Source organism: Sulfitobacter geojensis, from assembly GCF_000622325.1.
Classification (GTDB): Bacteria; Pseudomonadota; Alphaproteobacteria; order Rhodobacterales; family Rhodobacteraceae; genus Sulfitobacter; species Sulfitobacter geojensis.
The window spans coordinates 760304-784090 of record NZ_JASE01000005.1 but is presented as its reverse complement, the minus strand read 5'-3'; the positions used below and the strand labels follow the sequence as shown (position 1 = coordinate 784090).

Below are 23787 nucleotides of genomic sequence, written 5' to 3'. Positions count from 1 at the left end.
CCGCGGTCCTACCCAAACGCGGCTTTTTCATGGCTGTCGCCCTACGTATAAGAGGTGGCGATCAATGGGTCCCGTCCGGTCGAAGCGTCTTGTGGGCTATGCGACGCGCGGAGCATTTTCGCGGTGGTGGGCTGATGATCGCGCCTCGCGCAGTCGCTCGGCTTCGTATTTCTCCATCGCAAGATCGCGATCCCATTTCTCGATCCCCTCAGCCAAAAGCGCACCTTTTTCTTTGAGATGCTTGGCAATCTGGCGTTTGACCGCGCCCACTGTCAGGCATTTCCGCGCAGGCGGACCGTTCAGGGCCGCGTCAGGCCTCGGGGCGGGGCCGAAGATATCGGTCAGGGTCGCTTGCTCCGCGCGTGCCAGCCGGGTCACGACCATCGGGCCGAGCAGCAGGGATTCCGATAGGCATCCATTAGCCGTGACAACCTCGTGTCGCTCACAGGCAAAATGAAACCAGGTAATTCTGGTTTTGCCTTTCATGTGGCGGATACCCGGCACCGCCGTTAGGCATTTTGCTGGCGCAAACGCTTCACTGGCGAAGACCTGCTGCAATTGCCCTGCCCCACCGACAAGGATGCGGTGTTGTGGCGATACGATCAGGTCGTTGGCGGGCAGGTTGCAGCCCAAGGCACCGGCTTTGATTTGCACCGGCTTGCCATCGACGTCCTGCTCTTCGAGCGGATGGTCACCCCAATGCGCCCAACGGATCGGCTGGAAGCCGTGATCAAGAGTGGTTATCAAATCTCCGGGCCTCAGCGTTTCGACCGCCCGTGGACCATCAGGTGTATTGATCATGGTTCCGGGTGCATAACATGGTGGAACATCCGAAAATGAGGAGTAGGACGCCGTATTCCCCTGAGGAGTATCGCTGTCCGGGGGATCGTCTGCGGCATCCATATTGGTTGTCTGGGAATACGTCAGACTTGGATCCAGAGGGGCGCTAACTAGGTATCCGACATGTTGGCCTGCGATTTCGACTTTTTCGATCCAAATCGCCCCCGTCGCAGGGTTGGAAATGGCATAAAACTCTTCGTCATAAACTTGGCCACTTGCGACGGGATTGCCGTTCATGTCCGTGACAGTTGCGGTCTGATTAGCGTCGTTACCGGTCTCGTCATTGAAGTTATCGCCGCCAAGATAGGCGTCATCATCGGTTATGGAAAACTCGACCCTATGCAGGTTGGGATCATAGTCCGGCCGAAGCGACCACGAGTTGTTAGCAGCATCGTAAACTAATGCATCTGGCGAATAGCCGGTGAATGAGTAAGTGGGCATCGGACAGACCTTCGCATCATTTGAACCCGGTATCTGGGCTAAAAGCTAAGAAATGGCCAAATCGAGGTGGGAGAATTGGCTAAATTGAACGTATCGCGGCCCAAAGCTTGGAAGCTGAAATCCTTGACGCAATCAGGACCACCCTAGGAAAGGTACGCTAGCCCTGCCTGCCTATGCATCCTGTGCTCAGGTCTGAATGCGACCCCTTGGCATCCGTTTATCCGTCGTATTGGTCTTTTAATCATCTATGCGGCCAGAACGTCTATCACCCCCCCTCAGCCGATAGGCAATGACCGCAGATCATCCGGCGCGTTTATTCCCGGCGAAAAGCCAGTTTTCCGGCCAATTGCGATGGCCCGCGTCCCTGTTTCGGCTTCGTTGTTGCCGATCTCCAGAATGCCTCGATCGAGATAGGGCCTAATCTGCGAGGGTCGAGCATTCGAGATTGAAATCGTCACGGTTGAAGATTTGCAACTGGCAATACAGTGGCAGATGGTTCGCGCATTAGTTGACCGGCAAATGTGTCAGCAGAACCGCTCTGGGACGGCTTCGTTCGGTGGGCGGGGTAGCAACGCGGATACGCGGAATATCTCACAGCAAGCGCAAGCCAAGCGCGGATGCACAAGGAAGGGAGGGGCGGCACATCGCTCACCACAGAGTGGGCGTATACGATCAGGCATTAATCACCCAAAGGATATTCGCGTATCTATTGGACGGGAAAGATCGGACACGAAAAACGATAGCCCGCTCTAGGTGCATTGCATATATAGTATAATTTTGGTGATGTTTTGATCGTTGAGAGATACAAGTATGGAGTGATTATTAGGTTTGGCGATGACCTACTCTCCCACGCCTTAAGACGCAGTACCATCGGCGCTAAGGCACTTAACGGCTGGGTTCGGGATGGAACCAGGTGTTTTGCTCTCGCTATGATCACCAAACCAAAAAAGCACTCCATAGAGTTTGCGTCGTACCTCAGCATATGTGCTGATTAACGATACAAACGACGTCGCTTCTTTCCTGAATGCGACGTCTCGTGTCCAAGTCAATTACATCTAATGTATTGTGTATGCTTTTGAAGTGATAAGAAGAAGTCTTGCTTCTACTGGATCAAATCAAGCCTATCGAGCAATTAGTACCAGTCAACTGAACGTATTACTACGCTTACATCTCTGGCCTATCGACGAGGTGGTCTACCTCGGCTCTCAGGGATACCTTGTTTTGAGGGGGGCTTCCCGCTTAGATGCCTTCAGCGGTTATCCTGTCCGATCATAGCTACCCAGCACTGCTATTGGCATAACAACTGGTCCACCAGTGGATCGTTCACCCCGGTCCTCTCGTACTAGGGGCAACTCCTCTCAAGTATCCTACACCCACGGAAGATAGGGACCGAACTGTCTCACGACGTTCTAAACCCAGCTCACGTACCTCTTTAAACGGCGAACAGCCGTACCCTTGGGACCTGCTCCAGCCCCAGGATGAGATGAGCCGACATCGAGGTGCCAAACACTGCCGTCGATATGGACTCTTGGGCAGTATCAGCCTGTTATCCCCGGCGTACCTTTTATCCGTTGAGCGATGGCCCTCCCACTTGGGACCACCGGATCACTATGGCCGTCTTTCGACTCTGCTCGACTTGTCAGTCTCGCAGTCAGGCTGGCTTCTGCCATTGCACTCAACGAGCGATTTCCGACCGCTCTGAGCCAACCTTCGCGCGCCTCCGTTACGATTTAGGAGGCGACCGCCCCAGTCAAACTACCCGCCACACAGGGTCCCGGATCCGGATAACGGACCGCGGTTAGACATCAAGCAGAACAAGGGTGGTATCTCAAGGGAGGCTCCACTCCGACTGGCGTCGAAGTTTCAAAGCCCACCACCTATCCTGCACATGTTCGGCCTAATGCCAGTGTGAAGCTGTAGTAAAGGTGCACGGGGTCTTTCCGTCTAACCGCGGGAAACCTGCATCTTGACAGGTAATTCAATTTCGCTGAGTCTATGTTGGAGACAGCGGGGAAGTCGTTACGCCATTCGTGCAGGTCGGAACTTACCCGACAAGGAATTTCGCTACCTTAGGACCGTTATAGTTACGGCCGCCGTTTACCTGGGCTTCAATTCAGAGCTCTCACCCCTCCTTTTAACCTTCAGGCACCGGGCAGGCGTCAGACCCTATACGTCGTCTTACGACTTCGCAGAGCCCTGTGTTTTTAATAAACAGTCGCCACCCCCTGGTTTGTGCCCCCAGCCCCTAGTTGCCTAGGAACCGGGCCTCCTTCTCGCGAACTTACGGAGGTATTTTGCCGAGTTCCTTCAACATAGTTCTCTCAAGCGCCTTGGTATTCTCTACCAGTCCACCTGTGTCGGTTTAGGGTACGATCTAATGATGGAGCTATTTCCAGGGACCTCTAAGCAGCCCATTCAATCCGATAAGGATGAACTACCCTCGAGATCCGTCACTTCCATCTGGCCCAGGAATATTAACCTGGTTCCCATCGACTACGCCTTTCGGCCTCGCCTTAGGGGTCGGCTTACCCTGCTCAGATTAGCTTTAAGCAGGAACCCTTGGACTTTCGGCGAGAGTGTTTCTCACACTCTTTGTCGCTACTCATGTCATCATTCTCACTAGTGATCTCTCCACCGGATCGCTCACGCGCCGGCTTCACAGAAAGCTCCTTGTGTCCAATACTCCCGAGGGAGTTAAGGACACATGGAACTATGTCACACTACGCTCTGCTACCATGCAATAAATGCATCCTCAGCTTCGGCTCATGGCTTGAGCCCCGTTACATCTTCGCCGCAAGACAACTTATTTAGACCAGTGAGCTGTTACGCTATCTTTAAAGGATGGCTGCTTCTAAGCCAACCTCCTGGTTGTTTTGGTCGTCTCACCTGCTTTCCCACTTAGCCATGAATTAGGGGCCTTAGCTGGAGGTTAGGGTTGTTTCCCTCTTCACGACGGACGTTAGCATTCGCCGTGTGTCTGCCGACTAGTACTCCTCGGTATTCGGAGTTTGGTTAGGATCAGTAAGACGGTGAGTCCCCATTACCCATCCAGTGCTCTACCCCCGAGGGTATTCGGTCGACGCTCTACCTAAATAGATTTCGCAGAGAACCAGCTATCTCCGAGTTTGATTGGCCTTTCACCCCTAGGCACAGCTCATCCCGATCTTTTTCAACAGATGTGGGTTCGGTCCTCCAGTTAGTGTTACCTAACCTTCAACCTGGCCATGCCTAGATCACTCGGTTTCGGGTCTGATCCCACAAACTCAACGCCCTATTAAGACTCGCTTTCGCTACGCCTACACCTAACGGCTTAAGCTTGCTTGTGAGACCAAGTCGATGACCCATTATACAAAAGGTACGCTGTCAGGGCGTAAAGCCCCTCCAACTGATTGTAGGCGTTCGGTTTCAGGTACTGTTTCACTCCCCTCGTCGGGGTGCTTTTCACCTTTCCCTCACGGTACTGGTTCACTATCGGTCAGTAAGGAGTACTTAGCCTTCGAAGGTGGTCCTCCGATCTTCAGACAGAATTTCACGTGTTCCGCCCTACTTAATACGTCCAATCATGCTTCTTATACGGGACTATCACCCACTCTGGTTGCGCATTCCAACGCATTCTAACCACACTCATGGCTCGGCTGGTCCCCGTTCGCTCGCCGCTACTAGGGGAGTATCATATTGATTTCCTTTCCTCCGGGTACTTAGATGTTTCAGTTCCCCGGGTTTGCTTTTTTAAGCCTATATATTCAGCCTAAAAATACCTGGTTTACCAAGTTATTAGCTACACCGAAGTGTAGTAATAACAAAGTATCAGGTGGGTTGCCCCATTCAGAAATCCATGGATCAAAGCTTATTCTCAGCTCCCCATGGCTTATCGCAGAGTATCACGTCTTTCATCGCCTCTTACTGCCAAGGCATTCACCAAACGCCCTTTTCGCGCTTGATTTGATCCAGAAAAAGCAAGACTTGATTAAAGTTCAACCTCATACCGATCTCTCAAGGGCAATTTAGACCCTTTCAAAACCGATCCTCGGAAGAACAACAAATCTGCACGATCGACAGAAGCTGGTAAGAAACTGCCAATCCTTATTCTGGTCAAAAGCATACTTTTTCCCGCCCACTCTTTAGAGTGGACAACGAGAGATGCAGATAGGTGTCAGCCGTGCGGGCAAACACCGTCATCTCTCTGGTTAGTGTACTTGACTTGGACAACACGTTCGTTTTCGTCGCGATATACTCAACAGACCGAGGAAACAGTCCGTTAAATACCGGCCCCGAAGGGCAGCAACGAAGATCAACACCTTACTCGGTATGATCAAACAATGTTGTTTGTTACTTTAAGATTACTCTCAAAGTAACTGTATCTCTCTTTACGATGTCAATTCGTCTGTAGAACAGACGTTCAAACATTCAGCGAATGCTTGAAGATGTGTTCTACGAAGTGATGGTGGGTCGAGGAGGACTTGAACCTCCGACCTCACGCTTATCAGGCGTGCGCTCTAACCACCTGAGCTACCGACCCAGTGTGCGCCAATGGCGCGCACGTCGCACAATCAGCGTATCCAAAGGATGCGCGAGCTGTGCCAGCGTGTGATAGAAAGGCCTGTATATGTGGCTGGCCTTGTCCTCTCGGGACATTCGCTACGCGAATACCCTGTCGAACTTCGCGCTTTACTGCGTAAAGCGCTTGGTGGAGCCTAGGAGGATCGAACTCCTGACCTCCTGAATGCAAATCAGGCGCTCTCCCAGCTGAGCTAAGGCCCCAAACTTTGGAACCCTGCACGCTAGCGGCGCAGGACCTATTTCTGAAGAGATATGAGGACGGCTCGGTTCGAAAGTCATCTTGCGATGCTTTCATATATGGTCGGCTTTGTTTGCCGACCTGCTAAGTGTTCCACGAGTATGAACAAGTTCATGCTGCTAGGAACATCCTTAGAAAGGAGGTGATCCAGCCGCAGGTTCCCCTACGGCTACCTTGTTACGACTTCACCCCAGTCGCTGATCCTACCGTGGCCGCCTGCCTCCCCGAAGGGTTAGCGCAGCGTCGTCGGGTAGAACCAACTCCCATGGTGTGACGGGCGGTGTGTACAAGGCCCGGGAACGTATTCACCGCGTCATGCTGTTACGCGATTACTAGCGATTCCGACTTCATGGGGTCGAGTTGCAGACCCCAATCCGAACTGAGACAGCTTTTTGGGATTAACCCATTGTCACTGCCATTGTAGCACGTGTGTAGCCCAACCCGTAAGGGCCATGAGGACTTGACGTCATCCACACCTTCCTCCCGCTTATCACGGGCAGTTTCTTTAGAGTGCCCAGCCGAACTGCTGGCAACTAAAGATGTGGGTTGCGCTCGTTGCCGGACTTAACCGAACATCTCACGACACGAGCTGACGACAGCCATGCAGCACCTGTCACTGCGTCCCCGAAGGGAACGTACCATCTCTGGTAGTGGCACAGGATGTCAAGGGTTGGTAAGGTTCTGCGCGTTGCTTCGAATTAAACCACATGCTCCACCGCTTGTGCGGGCCCCCGTCAATTCCTTTGAGTTTTAATCTTGCGACCGTACTCCCCAGGCGGAATGCTTAATCCGTTAGGTGTGTCACCGAATAGCATGCTACCCGACGACTGGCATTCATCGTTTACGGTGTGGACTACCAGGGTATCTAATCCTGTTTGCTCCCCACACTTTCGTACCTCAGCGTCAGTATCGAGCCAGTGAGCCGCCTTCGCCACTGGTGTTCCTCCAAATATCTACGAATTTCACCTCTACACTTGGAATTCCACTCACCTCTCTCGAACTCAAGACCAGGAGTTTAGGAGGCAGTTCCGAGGTTGAGCCTCGGGATTTCACCCCCTACTTTCTGATCCGCCTACGTACGCTTTACGCCCAGTAATTCCGAACAACGCTAACCCCCTCCGTATTACCGCGGCTGCTGGCACGGAGTTAGCCGGGGTTTCTTTACTAGGTACTGTCATTATCATCCCTAGCGAAAGTGCTTTACGACCCTAAGGCCTTCATCACACACGCGGCATGGCTAGATCAGGCTTGCGCCCATTGTCTAAGATTCCCCACTGCTGCCTCCCGTAGGAGTCTGGGCCGTGTCTCAGTCCCAGTGTTGCTGATCATCCTCTAAAACCAGCTAAAGATCGTAGACTTGGTAGGCCATTACCCCACCAACTATCTAATCTTACGCGGGCCAATCTTTCACCGATAAATCTTTCCCCCAAAGGGCGTATACGGTATTACTCTCAGTTTCCCGAGGCTATTCCGTAGTGAAAGGTATGTTCCCACGCGTTACTAACCCGTCCGCCGCTCGCCCCGAAGGGTGCGCTCGACTTGCATGTGTTAGGCCTGCCGCCAGCGTTCGTTCTGAGCCAGGATCAAACTCTCAAGTTGAAATGATCTTACGATCATATCCTTGACGTCGAACCTCTGCACATCATCCAATAGGCCTTACTGAAACCTATTGAACATTTTCTCTGTTTGTTGTGCTTTGAGTTACCAAAGTAACCGAAAGCCGCCAAACAGTGAAGCTGACACTCCATAATCAGACCGAAGTCCTAGGAGCGTGATATGTAGAGGTTGATCCATCGAATGAACCAAACCGCCCACATATCTCTTCAGATATTTAATTTTCAAACAGCGTAGAGACAAAAGTGACTGGATGCGCCCTAACTTATCGGCGCGCCCCGCCCTAGTACCTCAAAAATTTCTCTTCTTACCGTTCCGACCTCTGTCTGCGTCTCCGCTTCCGTCTGGCCCGTCCGGCGTCCCGTTGGAGCGTCTCTGCTCGTCCGGTAAGGGGGGTTCTAAGGTTAGTGGCTCAGACCCGCAAGCGCTTTTTTCAAGAAATACGAAGTTTTTGTAACTCAATCCAAAATCCCCATGAAAACAGCCCCTTACACCCAAATCATTGCGCAAAACCCCGCCCAAAAGACGCTTTATTGCTCTGACCAAAGGGCAACCAAACACACGCCCCCACAACATCTGGGGTTATCCACAGCCTTATCAACAAGTCCAAACAAGACTCACCCCCGCAGCGCTAACAATTCCCGCCCGATTCACACGATTCACGCCAACGACTCGGACAAAACCGCCAAATGTGAATCACTGAATCGCGCGATTCATACCGAGACAGCGTGAAAAAGCAGAGATGGTCCTGCGATTCACACATGGCGAACCGCCAAAAAGTGCAAAACGAGTCGCAAAAGAGTGCTGATGTGGGAAAGGGAGTAATGATTGGAGCGACGCGGTGCCGTTCCGGGCGTCAAAAACCCTGCTTTCGCAGAGCGATTTTTTTGCTTGTTTATATATAGTGAGCGGATCGCGGTTTGGGGTCGGATGGATGCGCCGGAATTCCGGCACATCGCGTTGTATATAGTAGGGGTCAGAACCAGACGGCGTTATCGCCAGTCAAAGAATCCGTCGCCTGCCTGTTGCAACAGGTCCTGCGCCATCTCGCGGCCCGCTTTGGCCCCATCCTCGATCAGGCATTCGGTCGCTGCATTTAACGCTTGCGATCCATCGGGGCGCAAAACTTCGCCGCGCAACTGGATGTTGCCGCCCAGCAGAACCGCCAATCCGGCAATCGGTGTTTCGCAAGACCCGTCCAACGCAGCAAGAAACGCGCGTTCGGCCGCCAGCCGTTGACCGGTCGGCACATCGTGAATGGCCTCAAGCATCGCGGCCATGCGCACATCGTCCATACGACGTTCGATCCCGATGGCCCCCTGCGCCACAGCGGGCAACATGGTTTCAGCCTCGATTGGCGATTTCGGCACATGATCCATCGACAGGCGGTTCAATCCGGCCATCGCCAGAAAGGTCGCTTCGGCCACGCCTTCATCCAGTTTGCGCAGACGCGTCTGCATATTGCCGCGAAACTCAACAACCTCCAAATCGGGACGGCGCAGTTTCAGCTGGGCCTTTCGGCGAAGACTGGACGTGCCAACCACCGCCCCTTGCGGCAGATCCTCAAGCCGGTTCACGCGTGGAGAGATAAAGGCGTCGCGCACATCTTCACGCGGTAGATAGGTGTCGAGCACCAATCCCTCGGGCTGAAGTGTTGGCATGTCCTTCATCGAATGCACCGCAATGTCGATCTTGCCGGCCAGCATGTCATCTTCGATTTCGCGGGTGAACAACCCCTTGCCGCCGATTTCTTTCAACGGGCGGTCCTGCACCTTGTCACCGGTGGTCTTGATCACAACAATCTCGAAGGCATTGATCGGCAGATCAAACGCGCGCGCCAGACGGTCGCGGGTTTCATGGGCCTGCGCGAGGGCAAGCGGCGATCCACGGGTGCCAATCTTGAGAGGATTCTGCGGGGTTGGTAAATTCTGTATCATGCCGCTTGGTACATTTCTGGCCTTCGGCTGACAACGCTTGTATCACCTTTCAGGCCAAACCATGATCCGCGCAACATTATTCAGCCACGAAAGCACCCCGACATGAGCAAAGACAAAACCATCCTGCGCGCACTCGCGGGCGAAACCCTGCCCACCCCACCGATCTGGATGATGCGGCAGGCGGGACGATATCTGCCCGAGTACAAGGCCACGCGGGCAGAGGCCGGTGATTTCCTGTCTCTGTGCTATAACCCGGAACTTGCAGCCGAGGTCACCTTTCAACCCATTCGCCGTTACGGGTTCGATGCGGCGATCCTGTTTGCAGACATCCTGCTGATCCCGCAGGCCTTGGGCGCGGATCTGTGGTTTGTCACCGGCGAGGGCCCGCGCCTGTCAACAATCACAACGCAAGCCGAGGTCGATGCATTGAAACCGGTCGAGGCTGTGCACGATACGCTTAGCCCGATTTACGAAACGGTTAAGATCCTGTCGAACGGATTGCCTGCCGAAACAACGCTTATCGGGTTCGCCGGTGCTCCCTGGACCGTCGCGACATATATGATTGCAGGGCAAGGTACACCGGATCAGGGTCCCGCCCACGCGTTGAAGGGTGAAAACCGCCCTGTGTTTGATGCGCTGATGGCACGGATCACCGATGCGACGGTGCTTTATCTGTCAGAACAAATCAAAGCCGGCGCGGAAGTGGTCAAACTGTTCGACAGTTGGGCCGGGTCGCTACAGGGCGCGGACTTTGAACAATACTCATTGAAACCGATGCAGCAGATCACAGCGGCGTTAAAGGCCCTGCACCCTGATGTGCCGGTTATCGCCTTCCCGCGCGGGGCGGGCGAAAGATATGTCGGGGCGCACGCGGCTATTGGGTCGGATTGTGTCGCCGTGGATGATGGTGTCACGGCGGAATGGGCGGCGGCCAATGTGCAAACTGCGGGCTGCGTTCAGGGCAACCTTAAATCATCGCATATGGTCACGGGTGGTGATGCGCTGGTATCGGAAACACGCCGAACTGTTGATGCGTTTTCCAAGGGGCCGCACATCTTTAACCTCGGACACGGGATCACGCCGGATGCGGACCCTGAAAACGTTCAGTTGATGATCGACACGGTGCGGGGCGGTTAAGCGCCGCTGGTTCAGTCGATGATTTCAATCGCACTGACATCCCCGTCAACAGATTGGCAGGCGCGTAACAAAACGCCTGCCAGATGTGTTTGCACATAGGCGGCGTGGAACCGGCTGGGTGCCTTTAGCGTCAAACGGCCCCCTGCCCTGCCCGCCCGTTTCAAGGCTTGGACCCAAGCACCAAACCGGCCGGCATCTTCGGCAAACAGAACCGCGCGGGCCAATCCCCATTCCGTTGCATCACTGATATCGGGTGCGGCAACCTCGCCCTTTACCGGAAACGGCACGACAGTTTCTGTGGGCGGTCCTTCCAGACGCACGACAAAGTCGGGACCGATCTCTGGCCAGATCGCTTTGGTTGCGCTCATGACGGTATCGCTGTCAAAGCCATAAGTCGTGACCCGCCCGCGTGCGCCCTGACGTTTGACAACCAGCCACCCCATTGCACGCAACTTGGCCATTTCGCGTTTCACTGTTCGCTCATCGCAGGACCAAAGACGTGCGATCTCGCGTTGGCCGATCGACAGCTCGTCGCGGGCCCAATTGTACCGCGCCGTCAATAACGTGATCAGCCGAAGGATCAGCCGTTGGTCATGCTTGCCCAATGACAAGGCATGCGCCCCCAGCGCAGTGATCAAATCGTATTTACGTGCAGCGGCACCCGGCCCTGCAAGCTTTTGATGGAGCATGTCCTTGCCCGTCCATAAATGCATCGCCGCCGGCGTGCTATGCCTCGTGATCCGAAATCTATGTTCCGGTTTTGATGGCCATCCTGCGAACTCAACGCTTTTCAACGACCATGCCTGATTTGCGTCCAAAGAGCCGATTCTGTCAAGCGAAACCGTGGGGCAGGCGTGCCTTGTCCCTCAAACTCAAAAAGAAATCTAGGTATAATAGGTATAGGGGGACATTCTGGCTGTCACCTATTAGGCTCACAATGTCCCCTATTAGGGTGTGATCGCCGGAAATCTGTCCCCTTGTTTTCGCAGGACGCAAAGGCGCGCGCCCAAATGACCCGATTCGCTGCTGCGCCTTATGCTATTAGCGTTTTTGCATATTATCTGGATTTACATCCTTCGCAAATTCGGCGTAAATCCGAAAGCACACCGAATTTACGTCCTATTGACCTTTGGGTTGGGACGAAATGCGGTGTCCCCGCGGGGACATGCGGGAAAAACTGAATAAAAAGAGGCATATAGCAGTATGTTTACCCACCAAGACCTAGCCCGCCTACAGGCGCAGTCCCTGAAGATGCAGGGGTTCATTCGTCAGCAGACCTTTTCGCCGGAGAATGAAAAGACACTGCGCCGCTTTTCCAGTTGGGAAGTTGCCGAGCTGATCTTTAAGGTAAATCAATCGACTTTGCGCGGACGTCTTGCAGCGGATCCGTCGCTGCCGCAAGGGCAAACCGAAGAGGAAGGTCGCCAGCACTGGTACACGCTTGAGGAAATCAACGAGCTGCGTCGGCGGCTGAAGGTGAACCGTAAATCCCTGATGCCCGAGCGCCCCAAGGGGAAGCGCGCGATCAGAGCCGCGATTGCGAACTTCAAGGGAGGTGCCGGCAAGTCGACCGTTGCCTTGCATTTTGCCCATGCCGCCGCCCTTGATGGTTACCGCGTTCTGGTCGTCGATTTTGACCCGCAGGCGACGCTGAGCCACTCGATGGGGCTGAATGACGTCAACGAAGAGTACACCGTTTGGGGTGTGATGGCGCGCGACCTCATTCGCGAGACCGAGCGGATGAATGCAGTGACCAGCGGGGCCGAAAGCGGCGCCGCCTTGCCCCAGCGCAAATTGCCATCAGCGATTACCGAAATGGGGTTGAGCGAACTGCGCGTCACCGATTTCATCAAGCCGACAAACTGGCCGACCATCGACGCCCTGCCCTCTTGTGCCAATGCGGCCTTCGTCGAATTCGCCAGCGCACAATACCGGCATCTGAACCCTGAATGGTCCTTCTTTGCGGCGGTGTCGCGATACCTCGATTCGCTGCCGGATGACGCCTATGACATGATCATTTTCGACTGCCCGCCCGCCATCGGCTACCAGTCCATGAACGCGGTGTTCGCAGCGGATGTGCTCTATATCCCGTCCGGTCCGGGGTATTGGGAGTATGATTCCACAACATCCTTTATCGGGCAGCTGGCCGAGGCATTGGAAGATCTGGAGCGGTTCGGCGGGTCTGTCCCCGCGGGGACACTGACGTTGCCCAAGATGTTTTCAGATGTGCGTTTCCTGATCACACGGTTCGAAAGTAACAACGAACTGCACCGCGCGATGCAGCAGGCATTTGGCAAGGTTTTTGGCGATAGATTGGCCGAGCATCCGATCGAGATGACCCGCGCAGTCGAGCAATCAGGCAGATTTCTGAGCTCGATCTATGAAACCGACTACCGCGATATGACCCGCGAAACATGGCGCCGCGCGCGGGCGTCGTTTGATCAGGCCTATGATGAATTCAAGGGCAACCTGATCACCGCATGGGACACCTTGTAAGGTTGAGGACAAAGAGATGAGCAAGAAGAAACGTATTTTCGACATCAATTTCGATGACGTCGACACGCCGTCCGACGCCCCTGTCCCCACGGGGACAGAACGCCGTGGCCCGATGGCAGCCGCCATTACCGAAAACGCCGAGGCCTTACATGAACGCCAGGCGGCTGAGGCTGCGATCCGTCAGGAAAATGACGCATTGGCGCATGAACATGTGCGTTTGAAAAAGGCGGGGTTGATCACGGATCTGGTGCCGTTGGACGCGATCCGCACGGACAAGCTGACACGGGACCGCGCACCCGGACGGGATGTCGAGATCGACGAATTGAAACGCTCCATTCAGGAGATCGGCCTGTCGAATCCCATTCGGGTTGAACAGGTCGGCGATGCGTTCGAACTGATTCAGGGGTTTCGCCGTTTCACAGCCTACCGCGAATTGTTCGAAGAAACCGGTGATGCGCAGTTCGCGCGCATCCCTGCGGGGATCAACGCCAAGGGTGAAAACCTGCTGCGGCTTTATCGCCAGATGGTTGACGAAAACCTTGTGCGGCGCGGTGTGTCCTTTGGCGAGATGGCGCAGTTGGCGATCAATTACCGCAAGCAGGCGGCGGATGTTGAGGGATATGATCACGCGGTCGAGTTGCTGTTCGCGTCGTCGGGACGTCAAAAGCGTAGCTATATTAAACATTTTGTCCGGCTTTTATCCGCCACCGACGGACGCCTTGCCCATGTCGATGCCGTACCGCGCGCGCTGGGATTGGCGGTCGTGCGTCGTTTGGATGAAGGTGCCGAAGCGCAAAGCGTTCTGAACCGGATGCTTGCAGCAGACGAGGAAAGAACGGCGGAGCAGGAACAGGCGCTTCTTTCGCAGTTTGTGGCAGAGGCACCCGTTGCACCAAAGAAAAAGGTGAAACCGGGCGGGGCGGCCCGGCAGGCCAAGACGACATTCCGTTTGGCACGTCCCGAGGGGGATGCGAAATGCACCGTTGCAGACGGGCGTATAGAGTTGCGACTGGCGCAGGATTTCAGCGGCATCGAACGCAAGCGTCTGGAGGCCGCGGTGGAAGCCTTTTTAAACACACTGGAAGGCTAGGGCAGGATGTCCCCGCGGGGACAGTTGGCGATTTTGATGCGAATTCAGTAAGTTGACGGGTATCGCAAGCCATAACTGGCAACCTAACGGCGCTAACAGGATTTAGACCCTAAACCGCATGATAGGGTCACATCTGATCCCGGCCAAAGATCATGTTGGCGTGTTGCTCAAGGTATATCCGCATCCAGGGCGTGAACTGTGTCGGATCCTGATCTATCTCGGTGGCAAGCGTTTCTGGTGTTGCCCATCGCGTGGACATCACCTCCTCAGGGTTCGGCGTGATTGAAAGGTCGCTGTCCGCATGGGCGACAAATATCTCTACGACCTCGTGTTCGATCATACCGTTGCCAACATCGGCGCGATATTCAACTTGTCCCCGATGTGCGAGCGTTAGACCCGTGATGCCAAGTTCTTCGTTCAATCGCCGCTGTGCGCAGTGCATTGGTGCTTCGTCCCATTCGGGATGGGTACAACAGGTATTCGCCCAAAGGCCCGGCGTGTGGTATTTTCCCAGCGCCCGCTGCTGGATCAGGATCGCACCGTCCCGAACGACAAAGACGGAAACCGCAAGATGGCGCAGCCCGCGCAGATGGGCGTCCAGCTTTTCAACGGGTGTTAGCGTGCCATCAATCCATGCAGGAATCATGATCTTGGTCGGGCGCATTACAGGGTCCATCGGTCGCTGTGGTTGAGGCGGGGTAGTCGCATGAAACCGTAGGGAAGCGCAAGATTGGGGCAGGGCGGGCGATTGGTCGCAGGAAATCGGGCAAAATGGCACGTCAGCGGGGTTTGTCTTTCATGAAAATAGATTAGGTTAGAAGCAAGTGAACAAACGCAACAGGAGTTCAGAGATGTCTATTTTGAGAACCACCGCACTGGGTCTTGCTATGTTGGCGGGACCGGCTTTTGCCGATGGTCATGCAACCGGTGACGCCGCAGCGGGCGAAGCCGTGTTCAAGAAGTGTAAATCATGCCACGCCATTGTCGACGCCGACGGCGAGGACATCGCCAAGGGTGGTCGCAGCGGACCGAACCTTTATGGTATTTATGGCAGCGTCGCGGGCACGAATGAAGACTTCGGCAAGAAATACGGCAAGTCGCTTGTCGCTGCGGGCGAGGCGGGCCTTGAATGGAACGAAGCAGATTTTGTCGCCTATGTCGCGGACCCACGTGGTTTCCTGCGTACCTATAACGACGACAAAAAAGCCAAGTCGAAAATGTCTTACAAGTTGAAAGACGAAGAAGACGCCAAAAATGTCTGGGCCTATCTGGTCTCCGTCGGCCCGGAGGTCGCCGCAGACTAACCTGCGATATCGACATGCTGAAAAATTAGAAACGGCGCTGAGCATTTCAGCGCCGTTTTTGTTTGCCTGTTCTAAGGAAGAAGTATTCGCTTGAGGGTCAAATATTTTATACTTGAAATAAAAAAGGCGCCGGAGTAGCGTTTTTCAATAAGTCATTCCAATTGACGTCATTGCGGCACAAGATGCCGACATTAGGCGCATCAAATAGCGCCAGTTCACTCAGGGAGACCAAAAATGAATTCAACGACTGTGAAACAAACGCTCAAGACATTTGGCGCGGCAAGTGCGCTCGCGCTTGGCTTGGCCATGCCCGCAGCAGCAGACGGCCACGGCGGCAAAGTAAAAATCGGCCTGATCACCACCCTGACCGGTGGCGGCGCGGGTCTGGGCGTCGACATCCGCGACGGTTTCTTGCTTGCCATCAAGCAAGCGGGCAATGAAGGGATCGAAGTGGTTGTCGAAGATGACCAGCGTAAACCCGACATCGCGGTGCAATTGGCAGATAAGATGATCCAGTCCGAAAAGGTGGACATCATGACCGGTATCGTTTGGTCAAACCTAGCGCTGGCTGTGGCACCAGCCGCAACCGCGCAGGGCAAATTCTATATCTCACCCAACGCGGGGCCTGCGCAACTGGCGGGCAAGGGATGTCACGCAAACTACTTTAATGTCGCGTGGCAGAACGACGCCCAGCATGAAGCAGCAGGCGCGCATGCCAATAAATTGGGGTTCAAGAACGCGTATATTCTGGCCCCCAACTACCCCGCTGGCAAGGATGCGCTGACCGGTTTCAAACGTATGTACGAAGGCGAGCTGGCCGGTGAGCAGTACACCAAGTTGGGCCAGACCGATTACGCCGCCGAGATTGCACAGATCCGTGCGTCAGGTGCTGACGGTATCTTTTTCTTCCTGCCCGGTGGCATGGGGATTTCGTTCCTCAAGCAATATGCGGACAGCGGCATCGAATTGCCGGTTGTCGGTCCTGCGTTCAGCTTTGACCAGACCATTCTGGGTGCCGTCGGTGACGCCGCGATGGGCATTCACAACACAGCCCAGTGGAGCCCTGACCTCGACAATGCTGCGAACAAGGCTTTTGTAGAGACGTTTAAGGCTGAGTATGGCCGCATCCCGTCGCTCTATGCGTCGCAAGCGTTTGATTCGGCCAATCTGATCGTTTCGGCAGCGGCGAAAGCCGATGTTGCAGACACGGATGCCTTTCGTGCAGCTTTGCTAGAGGCTGATTTTGCCTCCACTCGTGGAGATTTCAAATTCGGCAACAACCAGCACCCGATTCAGGACTTTTATGTCCGTGAAGTGATCAAGGACGGGGATGTTTACACCAACAAGATCCTCGAGCTGGCGCTGGAAGACCGTCAGGACGTCTATGCAGCCGACTGCAAGCTCTAACTTGTAACACAGACCTCCGGCAGGATTGTCGGGGGTCTTTTTATGCGTGACGTGTGGGCGGGGGCTGATGACGACACTTCTTTTGATCGAACAAGTGCTGAACGGGCTGCAATTCGGCGTGATGCTGTTTTTGATGGCCGCCGGTCTGACACTTATCTTTGGCGTCATGGGATTGATCAATCTCGCGCATGGGTCGCTTTACATGGTTGGCGCCTTTGCGGCGGCAGCAGTGGCAGGGTGGACCGGCAGTTTCTTTCTGGCGCTGGTGGGCAGTATGGTGGCGGCCGCGATGGCGGGCGCGCTGGTCGAACTTACCGTGATCCGGCGGCTTTATGCGCGGGATCATCTGGATCAGGTTCTGGCGACCTTTGCGCTGATCCTGATCTTTTCGGAAGCAACCCGTTGGGTATTCGGTTCCTTTCCCTTGTTTTTGAATGTGCCGGAGATGTTGAAAGGGACGATCACCTTGCCCGGCGGCATTCAATATTCCCTCTACCGCTTGACCATTATCGGGATCGGGTTGGCCGTGGCGGTGGGGCTGTTCCTGCTGATTTCGAAAACCCGTATCGGCATGCGCATCCGCGCCGGTGAAAACGATCGTGAAATGATTGCGGCGCTCGGTGTTGATATTTCGGTGCTCTACACTGTGGTTTTCGCCTTGGGCGCGGCACTCGCGGGCCTTTCGGGTGCCTTGGTCGGCGCGATCCAGTCGGTCGAGGTTGGCATGGGCGAACCGGTGCTGATCCTTGCCTTTGTGGTGATCGTGATCGGTGGCATCGGGTCTATCAAAGGGGCCTTGGCGGGCGCGATCCTTGTCGGATTGACCGATACCTTGGGGCGGACCTTGTTGCCGGTGGTGTTCGGTAGCTTCATGGAGGTGTCTGCCGCGACGACAATCGGCTCCGCACTCGCATCCATGCTGATTTACATTTTGATGGCAGGGGTTTTGTTGTTCAAACCCACCGGCCTGTTTGGGAAAACCTGAGATGCTGCGGGAACGTTATATCAATTTGATCATGCTGGCGCTGCTGGTGTTTGTGCCGGTCTACGCGGTTGCGGTGGATGAACCGTTTACCATCACGCTGGCCACCCGTGCGGTGATCTTTGCGCTGGCCGGTGTCGGGCTGAACCTTGCGCTGGGGCAGGGGGGCTTGGTCAGTTTCGGGCACGCTGCTTTTTTCGGGATGGGCGGATATGCCATGGGCATTCTGGCCAGCCACGCGCAGAACTATACGCCGATCCTGGAAACTCCGTTCCTGATCGAGGGCACCAATTCGATGCCGGTCATCTGGCTGGTTGCCGTCATTGCAAGTGCACTGCTGGCATTGTTGATCGGGGCGCTGTCGCTGCGGACCAGTGGGGTGTATTTCATCATGGTCACGCTCGCCTTTGGTCAGATGTTTTATTACTTTACAATATCTTGGCCGGCGTATGGGGGCGAAGACGGGTTGTCGATTTACGTGCGCAACCAGTTTCCGAGACTGAACACTTTGGACCCGATCCAGTTCTTCGGTATCTGTTTTGCCTTGCTCTGTGCGGTGTTGTTTCTGGTCGACCGCTTGAACAAATCGCCCTTTGGTCTGGCGCTGAACGGGGCGCACCAGAACGAAGAACGGGCGCTGACCGTGGGCATTAATGTCTACCGCTTGCGGCTGGTGGCCTTCGTTATTTCGGGCGCGATCACCGGTCTGGCGGGCGCGTTGTTCGCGGACCTGAACCGCTTTGTCAGCCCGACGATGTTCTCTTGGCAAATCTCTGGCGAGATCATGATTTTTATCATTCTGGGCGGTGTCGGGCGCCTGTTCGGTCCTGTTGTGGGGGCCGCGTTATATATTCTGTTGGAACATTTCCTTGGCGGGCTGTCGGAGTACTGGTTCATCTATCTGGGCGCGATCCTGCTGGGCGTGGTGTTGTTCGCCAAGGGCGGTATCATCGGCAAGCTGGCGAAACGGGAGGTGGCCCATGGAAAATAGCATCCTGAACATCCACGAGATTCGCAAAAGTTTTGGGGCTTTGGCCGCGAGCGACGGCATCTCACTGGATCTGCGTGCGGGTGAAATCCATGCGTTGATCGGGCCGAACGGGGCGGGCAAATCCACGTTGATCAAACAGATCGCGGGCGGGTTGAAACCCGACAGCGGCACGGTTGAATTTATGGGACAGAACGTGACCGGCATGACAACCGCGCAACGTGCGCGTTTGGGGCTGGGACGGACGTTTCAAATCTCGGCCTTGGCGATGGAATATACCGTGCTGGAAAACGCGGTAATGGGCGCAGTGGGACAAAGTGGATCGGTCTTTCGGTTCTTCAAACCCGCGATGAAAGACGCGGCTTTGCTGTCGCGGGCGCGCGATGCTTTGGCGCGGGTTGGCCTGGAGGCGCAGGAAGATATGATCACGGCGGAACTGTCGCACGGCCAGCGCCGCCAGTTGGAAGTGGCCGTTGCGCTGACATTGGCGCCCAAGGCCTTTTTGATGGACGAACCGATGGCGGGCATGGGGGTCGAGGGGTCAAAGGCGCTGACCGGATTCTTGCAGGAACTGAAACACGAGGCCCCGATCCTGTTGGTGGAACATGATATGGATGCGGTTTTCGCCTGTGCGGACCGCATTTCGGTTCTGGTTTATGGCAAGATCATTGCGACCGGCAGCGTCGATGAAATTCGCACCAACCCTGAAGTGCGCATCGCCTATCTGGGCGAGGAGGACGCGGCATGAGCTTGTTGGATTTACATGGTGTTACAGCATCTTACGGGGCATCGCAGGCGCTTTTTGGTGTCGATCTCAGCATTGAAGAGGGGCAAGTTACCGCTTTGATGGGCCGCAACGGGATGGGTAAATCAACGACGATCAAAGTGATCTGCCGGTTGCTGAAACACGCCAAGGGACAGGTGCAATTTGCGGGACGCGACATTGCCGCATTGCCTGCACATAAGGCGGCGCGGCTGGGGCTGGGTCTGGTTCCTGAAGGGCGGCGGTGTTTTACGAACCTCACGGTTTACGAAAACCTCTTTGCATCGGCGCGGGCCGGTGTCTGGGATTTCGCGGCCGTGCACGCGCTGTTTCCACGGCTCGCCGAACGGCGTGATCAGTTGGCCGGTTCCCTGTCGGGCGGGGAACAACAGATGCTTGCGATCGGGCGCGCGTTGATGACAAACCCGCGTCTGTTGATACTGGACGAGGCGACCGAAGGGCTGGCGCCCGTGGTGCGACAGGAAATCTGGGCCGCGATTGCGCAGCTTAAGAAAACCGGCGATCTGTCGATCCTTGTGGTGGACAAGACGCTAAGTGAATTGAGACAAGTCGCTGATAAGGTTGCGATTTTGGAACGTGGCGTGTCGGTCTGGCACGGCAATATGGACACACTGACATCCGAGGTGCGCGATCAGTATCTGGGTGTATGAATTCGAGTATTGGAGGAGACGAATAATGGCACATGAGGTGATTCAACCCGAAGGTTGGGCCAAGGCCAAGGGCTATGCCAATGGCATGAAAACTGCCGACAACCAGCTGTTTATCGGCGGGCAAATCGGCTGGAACGGCGATCAGGTATTTGAAAGCCACGATTTCATCGGTCAGATGGAACAGGCGTTGAGCAATATCGTTGCAGTGTTGGAGACCGCAGGCGGCAAGATCGAAGATCTGGTGCGGCTGACGTGGTATGTTATTGATAAAAAAGAATACCTTGCGCGGCAGGCCGAAGTGGGCGCCGTTTATCGCAAGGTGTTGGGGCGCCATTTTCCTGCGATGACCATGGTTGTGGTCGCCGGACTGGTCGAGGATGAGGCCCTGCTGGAAATCGAAGCCACGGCTGTTCTGTAATCAAGGGCAGGCCCTGATCGCATTCAGGGTCGCCTGCACCAGCTTTGCGTTCGGATCGGTCAGCGTGCCGGTGATATCGAAATGGTTGTAACCGGCCATTTCGATTTGCGTGACTGCGTGACCTTTGGCGGCCCATGCGGTGTGAAACCGGTCCGTTTCGCGCAAGAACCCGTCGCGCTCATCGCCACCAACAGACAGCACCAGTTGCGTTTCGGACTGATCGGGGATGTGGTGGAGCGGCGAGAGTGCGGCAACGGTGCCCATATCCATATTCATCCAGCCGTTCACCTGCGTTGACAGCAGGGGTTCCAGATCAAAAATTCCGCTTAGCGCCAAGGCGGCCCCGATGATGTTTTCGGGCAGGCCGTATTCAGCGTGCCATCCGCCCGCAATCACTGCGCCGGTAAGATGCCCGCCGGCAGATGATCCGCCCACGTGAATTTTGCGGGTGTCCAGACCCAGCACCGGCCCCTCGCGGTGCAACCACGCAACGGCGCTGCGCACCTCGTGCACGATCTGTTCAAGGTTGGCGGCGGGGGCCAGCGAATAATCCATCACCGCAACGGCGACGTCATTCGCGACCAATCCGGGGGCGGCAAATGCGTTGCCTTCCTTGTTGCCAAGGCGCCAATAGCCGCCATGAATCCATAGGAAAACAGGGCGGCCCGTTTCCACACCGTAAAGATCAAGTGCAGCGCCGCTTGCTTCGTCGAACACCAGATCGGCCTGACGGGGCAGGGTGGCCATCGCATGATTGCTTAGCGTGACAAGCTTGCCAAACTCGTCCTCGAAAGAGGCGACACTTTCGCGGGCGTTGAAGTCAAAGTCGATCTGCGGATCCAGTGGAAAGCTCATGCAAATTTCGTCGCGTTGATCACGGGGTGACGGATAGTGCCGATGCCTTCGACATGGGCCTCTATCACGTCACCGGGCCACAGCCATTCTTGCGGATCGCGCCCCGCACCGACACCTTCGGGCGTGCCCGAGGCAATAATGTCACCCGGTTCCAATGTGATGCCGCGGGACAGATCGGAAATTAATTCATCCACTTTGAACAACATCTTGGCTGTGTTTGAGCGTTGTTTTTCGACGCCATTTACGGTCAGCCGAAGGTCCAGTTGTTGTGGATCGGGGATTTCATCCGCCGTGACAATACAGGGACCGAAAGGCGCGAATGTGTCCATCCCTTTCGAGAATATCCACTGTCCGGCGCGGCGGTTATCACGGGCAGAAATGTCGATCATCACCGAATAGCCGAACACATGTTTCAACGCGCTTTCGCGCGGCGCATGGCTGGCGGTGGTGCCGATGATCACGGCCAGTTCGACCTCCCAATCCAGCTGTTGGGTCATATCCGCATCATGGCGCACGGGGTCATTCGGGCCGACGACCGAGGTAGGCGGTTTTGAAAAAACCACAGGTTCTTTCGGCAGGGCATCATCGGTATCCAGCGCCTTGGCGCTTTCGGTCACATGGTCGAGATAGTTCAGCCCAATGCCAAAGATGTTTTTGCGCGGGCGGGGGATCGGTGCCAGCAGGGTCACGGTTTCGATGGGCAGGGCCAGCGCATTGCCCCAATCGCCATCGGCAAGGTGCAGCGCCTCGCGCAGCTGGCGCACGGCAACCGGCCCAAGGTCGATGAAATCGAGCATGCGGGACGGCAGATCAAGGCCGGAGGCCTCGCCAAAGCCGGCGACATCCACAACAATGCCGTCTTCGATGACGCCTAGGCGCGCACCCGCTTCGACGTCGGTTTTATAGGTGACAAGTTTCATGGGGGTCCTGACTTTAAGTGGGTTGATGGCCGCCGTTTTCACCCAATGCTTCCTCGCGATAGAGGCCAAGGGCACGGATGACGGGCAGATCGTTAAGGCAAAAGAGAACAGCATCATCGCTGGCGGAGGCATTGGCATGTTCGTGCCAAGCCCATGAAGGGACACAGAAAATATCGCGTTCGGTCCAGTCGAACCGCTGGCCGTTGATCACGGAAAAACCGGATCCTTTGGCGACCTGATACAAATAGCTGCCGGTATGACGGTGGGCCTTGGTCCGTTCGGACGGGGCGAGCCGTTGCATGCTGGCGCCCAGCGTTTTCATCACCGGCCCGTTGGTCGTGGGGTTCACATATTCCATCAAGGTGCCGTCAAACGGCGAGGGGTCGGAAACGCTGGCATAGGCATTCAACGCCTCATAGGTGCGGTCCCATTCGTATTTGAACATCGGGGAATACCCTTTGTCCCACGCGCCGCCGCCGGGGGTCAGTCCGGCGTTGCCCCAGGTTTTCGTCATGTCGTCGACGGGATAGGCGACGGGTTCGGACAGGTCGGGATGTACCTCGAAAAAATTCGCTTCCATCGCGTTGACGAAAGGAATGTCCAGCCCGTCCTGCCAGATACAGGGGGTGCCGGTTTCCTCGACCGCATGTTCGTGCCATGTGCCATTCGGTGTCAGAACAAAATCGTTTTGGCCCAATGTCATCTTGTGACCGTCAACAACGGTATAGGCGCCGCTGCCTTCCATGATGAAACGGATGGCGGATGCGGAATGGCGATGCGCGGTGGCCTTTTCGCCCGGATGCATGACCTGAAGGCCGGCATAAATCCAGCCCACAGCGGCAGACACATCGGTACGGCCCGGATTGTTAAAATAGATCACCCGACGCCCGGCTTTTTCGGGTGTGACCAGATCGACAGAACGCAGCACTTTTTCGCGCAGATCGGCGTAGCGCCACAGCACCGGAACAGAGGCTGATTTCGGCTCCCACGGTTCGATTTTGTTTGCGACAGTCCAGAGGGCACCGGTGTGATGGTCGTTCAGCTCGTCATAATAGGCCAGCAGTTCGGGCGTGTCTTCGACGTTGGCGCGACCGGCGACATCCTCGCGGTGGTTTTCCCGTGTCAT

17 protein-coding genes, 2 tRNA genes and 3 rRNA genes are annotated in these 23787 nt (G+C 55.5%); 10 read left to right on the top strand and 12 right to left on the bottom strand.

Annotated elements, in window-relative coordinates; all coding sequences use genetic code 11:
* Window positions 1–96: 96 nt before the first annotated feature.
* From Z947_RS21450 to hemC, 7 genes are all read right to left on the bottom strand, one after another.
* Window positions 97–1281: a Hint domain-containing protein gene (locus tag Z947_RS21450; protein ID WP_025043362.1), complete on the bottom strand. Its 1185-nt coding sequence runs from the start codon at window positions 1279–1281 to the stop codon at window positions 97–99.
* 826 nt (window positions 1282–2107) lie between these two features.
* A 5S ribosomal RNA gene (gene rrf / locus Z947_RS0105765) occupies window positions 2108–2222 on the bottom strand.
* 170 nt (window positions 2223–2392) lie between these two features.
* Window positions 2393–5224: ribosomal RNA gene (locus Z947_RS0105760) — 23S ribosomal RNA — on the bottom strand.
* 499 nt (window positions 5225–5723) lie between these two features.
* Window positions 5724–5800 (bottom strand) — tRNA-Ile (locus Z947_RS0105755).
* Window positions 5801–5966: 166 nt separating this feature from the next.
* Window positions 5967–6042: transfer RNA gene (locus Z947_RS0105750), tRNA-Ala, on the bottom strand.
* A gap of 172 nt (window positions 6043–6214) precedes the next feature.
* Window positions 6215–7678 (bottom strand): 16S ribosomal RNA (locus Z947_RS0105745).
* The 16S, 23S and 5S rRNA genes sit together here with 2 tRNA genes alongside, the layout of an rRNA operon.
* 1007 nt (window positions 7679–8685) lie before the next feature.
* Window positions 8686–9630 (bottom strand): hydroxymethylbilane synthase, encoded by a 945-nt coding sequence (gene hemC / locus Z947_RS0105740; protein ID WP_025043361.1) that lies wholly within the window; start codon window positions 9628–9630, stop codon window positions 8686–8688.
* A gap of 102 nt (window positions 9631–9732) precedes the next feature.
* Between hemC and hemE the strand changes: the two genes are divergently transcribed.
* Window positions 9733–10767, top strand: a complete 1035-nt coding sequence (hemE, locus tag Z947_RS0105735; RefSeq protein ID WP_025043360.1) for a uroporphyrinogen decarboxylase — start codon at window positions 9733–9735, stop codon at window positions 10765–10767.
* A gap of 11 nt (window positions 10768–10778) precedes the next feature.
* On the opposite strand, the gene Z947_RS0105730 is transcribed toward hemE, so the two are convergent.
* A complete protein-coding gene (locus Z947_RS0105730; protein ID WP_025043359.1) occupies window positions 10779–11456 on the bottom strand; it encodes a hypothetical protein in 678 nt (225 codons plus the stop codon).
* Between the two features lie 514 nt (window positions 11457–11970).
* Between Z947_RS0105730 and Z947_RS0105725 the strand changes: the two genes are divergently transcribed.
* Together Z947_RS0105725 and Z947_RS0105720 are read left to right on the top strand one after the other, a co-directional pair.
* The gene (locus tag Z947_RS0105725; RefSeq protein ID WP_025043358.1) at window positions 11971–13263 is read left to right on the top strand and encodes an AAA family ATPase; all 1293 of its coding nucleotides are present in this window, start codon (window positions 11971–11973) and stop codon (window positions 13261–13263) included.
* Window positions 13264–13279: 16 nt separating this feature from the next.
* Window positions 13280–14353, top strand: coding sequence for a ParB N-terminal domain-containing protein (locus tag Z947_RS0105720; RefSeq protein WP_025043357.1), 1074 nt, complete (start codon window positions 13280–13282; stop codon window positions 14351–14353).
* 127 nt (window positions 14354–14480) lie between these two features.
* On the opposite strand, the gene idi is transcribed toward Z947_RS0105720, so the two are convergent.
* Window positions 14481–15017: an isopentenyl-diphosphate Delta-isomerase gene (gene idi, locus Z947_RS0105715; RefSeq protein WP_037938723.1), complete on the bottom strand. Its 537-nt coding sequence runs from the start codon at window positions 15015–15017 to the stop codon at window positions 14481–14483.
* Window positions 15018–15204: 187 nt separating this feature from the next.
* On the opposite strand from idi, the gene Z947_RS0105710 reads away from it, so the two are divergent.
* The 7 genes from Z947_RS0105710 to Z947_RS0105680 all read left to right on the top strand — a co-directional run bounded on the left by Z947_RS0105710 (window position 15205) and on the right by Z947_RS0105680 (window position 20886).
* The gene (locus tag Z947_RS0105710; RefSeq protein ID WP_025043355.1) at window positions 15205–15657 is read left to right on the top strand and encodes a c-type cytochrome; all 453 of its coding nucleotides are present in this window, start codon (window positions 15205–15207) and stop codon (window positions 15655–15657) included.
* Window positions 15658–15891: 234 nt separating this feature from the next.
* A complete protein-coding gene (locus Z947_RS0105705; RefSeq protein ID WP_025043354.1) occupies window positions 15892–17064 on the top strand; it encodes an ABC transporter substrate-binding protein in 1173 nt (390 codons plus the stop codon).
* 67 nt (window positions 17065–17131) lie between these two features.
* Window positions 17132–18049: a branched-chain amino acid ABC transporter permease gene (locus tag Z947_RS0105700; RefSeq protein ID WP_025043353.1), complete on the top strand. Its 918-nt coding sequence runs from the start codon at window positions 17132–17134 to the stop codon at window positions 18047–18049.
* A 1-nt stretch (window position 18050) separates the two neighbouring features.
* The gene (locus Z947_RS0105695) at window positions 18051–19037 is read left to right on the top strand and encodes a branched-chain amino acid ABC transporter permease (protein ID WP_025043352.1); all 987 of its coding nucleotides are present in this window, start codon (window positions 18051–18053) and stop codon (window positions 19035–19037) included.
* Window positions 19027–19782, top strand: a complete 756-nt coding sequence (locus Z947_RS0105690) for an ABC transporter ATP-binding protein (protein WP_025043351.1) — start codon at window positions 19027–19029, stop codon at window positions 19780–19782. The genes Z947_RS0105695 and Z947_RS0105690 overlap by 11 nt, the downstream gene beginning before the upstream one ends.
* A complete protein-coding gene (locus tag Z947_RS0105685; protein ID WP_025043350.1) occupies window positions 19779–20468 on the top strand; it encodes an ABC transporter ATP-binding protein in 690 nt (229 codons plus the stop codon). The genes Z947_RS0105690 and Z947_RS0105685 overlap by 4 nt, the downstream gene beginning before the upstream one ends.
* Before the next feature lie 25 nt (window positions 20469–20493).
* Window positions 20494–20886 carry a RidA family protein gene (locus Z947_RS0105680; protein WP_025043349.1) on the top strand — a complete coding sequence of 131 codons (393 nt, stop codon included), beginning with the start codon at window positions 20494–20496 and terminating at the stop codon, window positions 20884–20886.
* Here Z947_RS0105680 and Z947_RS0105675 read toward each other — a convergent pair whose 3' ends face one another.
* From Z947_RS0105675 to Z947_RS0105665, 3 genes are read right to left on the bottom strand one after another with little or no spacing between them, the layout of a single operon-like run.
* Entirely contained in the window at window positions 20887–21741 is an 855-nt protein-coding gene (locus tag Z947_RS0105675) for an alpha/beta hydrolase (protein ID WP_025043348.1), read from the bottom strand.
* Complete coding sequence (locus Z947_RS0105670) at window positions 21738–22661, bottom strand: fumarylacetoacetate hydrolase family protein (protein WP_025043347.1); 924 nt, start codon at window positions 22659–22661, stop codon at window positions 21738–21740. Before Z947_RS0105670 ends, Z947_RS0105675 begins: the two co-directional genes overlap by 4 nt.
* Window positions 22662–22674: 13 nt before the next feature.
* On the bottom strand, window positions 22675–23787 hold the full coding sequence (locus tag Z947_RS0105665) for a cupin domain-containing protein (protein WP_025043346.1): 1113 nt from the start codon (window positions 23785–23787) through the stop codon (window positions 22675–22677).

Excerpts from the sequence above, each read along its gene's own strand:
- hemE (WP_025043360.1), top strand. The coding sequence starts at position 9,733 with ATGAGCAAAGACAAAACCATCCTGCGCGCACTCGCGGGCGAAACCCTG.
- Z947_RS0105670 (WP_025043347.1), bottom strand. The coding sequence starts at position 22,661 with ATGAAACTTGTCACCTATAAAACCGACGTCGAAGCGGGTGCGCGCCTA.
- Z947_RS0105680 (WP_025043349.1), top strand. The coding sequence starts at position 20,494 with ATGGCACATGAGGTGATTCAACCCGAAGGTTGGGCCAAGGCCAAGGGC.
- Z947_RS0105705 (WP_025043354.1), top strand. The coding sequence starts at position 15,892 with ATGAATTCAACGACTGTGAAACAAACGCTCAAGACATTTGGCGCGGCA.
- Z947_RS0105690 (WP_025043351.1), top strand. The coding sequence starts at position 19,027 with ATGGAAAATAGCATCCTGAACATCCACGAGATTCGCAAAAGTTTTGGG.
- hemC (WP_025043361.1), bottom strand. The coding sequence starts at position 9,630 with ATGATACAGAATTTACCAACCCCGCAGAATCCTCTCAAGATTGGCACC.
- Z947_RS0105695 (WP_025043352.1), top strand. The coding sequence starts at position 18,051 with ATGCTGCGGGAACGTTATATCAATTTGATCATGCTGGCGCTGCTGGTG.
- Z947_RS0105725 (WP_025043358.1), top strand. The coding sequence starts at position 11,971 with ATGTTTACCCACCAAGACCTAGCCCGCCTACAGGCGCAGTCCCTGAAG.
- Z947_RS0105700 (WP_025043353.1), top strand. The coding sequence starts at position 17,132 with ATGACGACACTTCTTTTGATCGAACAAGTGCTGAACGGGCTGCAATTC.
- Z947_RS0105710 (WP_025043355.1), top strand. The coding sequence starts at position 15,205 with ATGTCTATTTTGAGAACCACCGCACTGGGTCTTGCTATGTTGGCGGGA.
- Z947_RS0105730 (WP_025043359.1), bottom strand. The coding sequence starts at position 11,456 with ATGCTCCATCAAAAGCTTGCAGGGCCGGGTGCCGCTGCACGTAAATAC.
- Z947_RS0105685 (WP_025043350.1), top strand. The coding sequence starts at position 19,779 with ATGAGCTTGTTGGATTTACATGGTGTTACAGCATCTTACGGGGCATCG.
- idi (WP_037938723.1), bottom strand. The coding sequence starts at position 15,017 with ATGCGCCCGACCAAGATCATGATTCCTGCATGGATTGATGGCACGCTA.
- Z947_RS0105720 (WP_025043357.1), top strand. The coding sequence starts at position 13,280 with ATGAGCAAGAAGAAACGTATTTTCGACATCAATTTCGATGACGTCGAC.
- Z947_RS0105675 (WP_025043348.1), bottom strand. The coding sequence starts at position 21,741 with ATGAGCTTTCCACTGGATCCGCAGATCGACTTTGACTTCAACGCCCGC.
- Z947_RS0105665 (WP_025043346.1), bottom strand. The coding sequence starts at position 23,787 with ATGACACGGGAAAACCACCGCGAGGATGTCGCCGGTCGCGCCAACGTC.
- Z947_RS21450 (WP_025043362.1), bottom strand. The coding sequence starts at position 1,281 with ATGCCCACTTACTCATTCACCGGCTATTCGCCAGATGCATTAGTTTAC.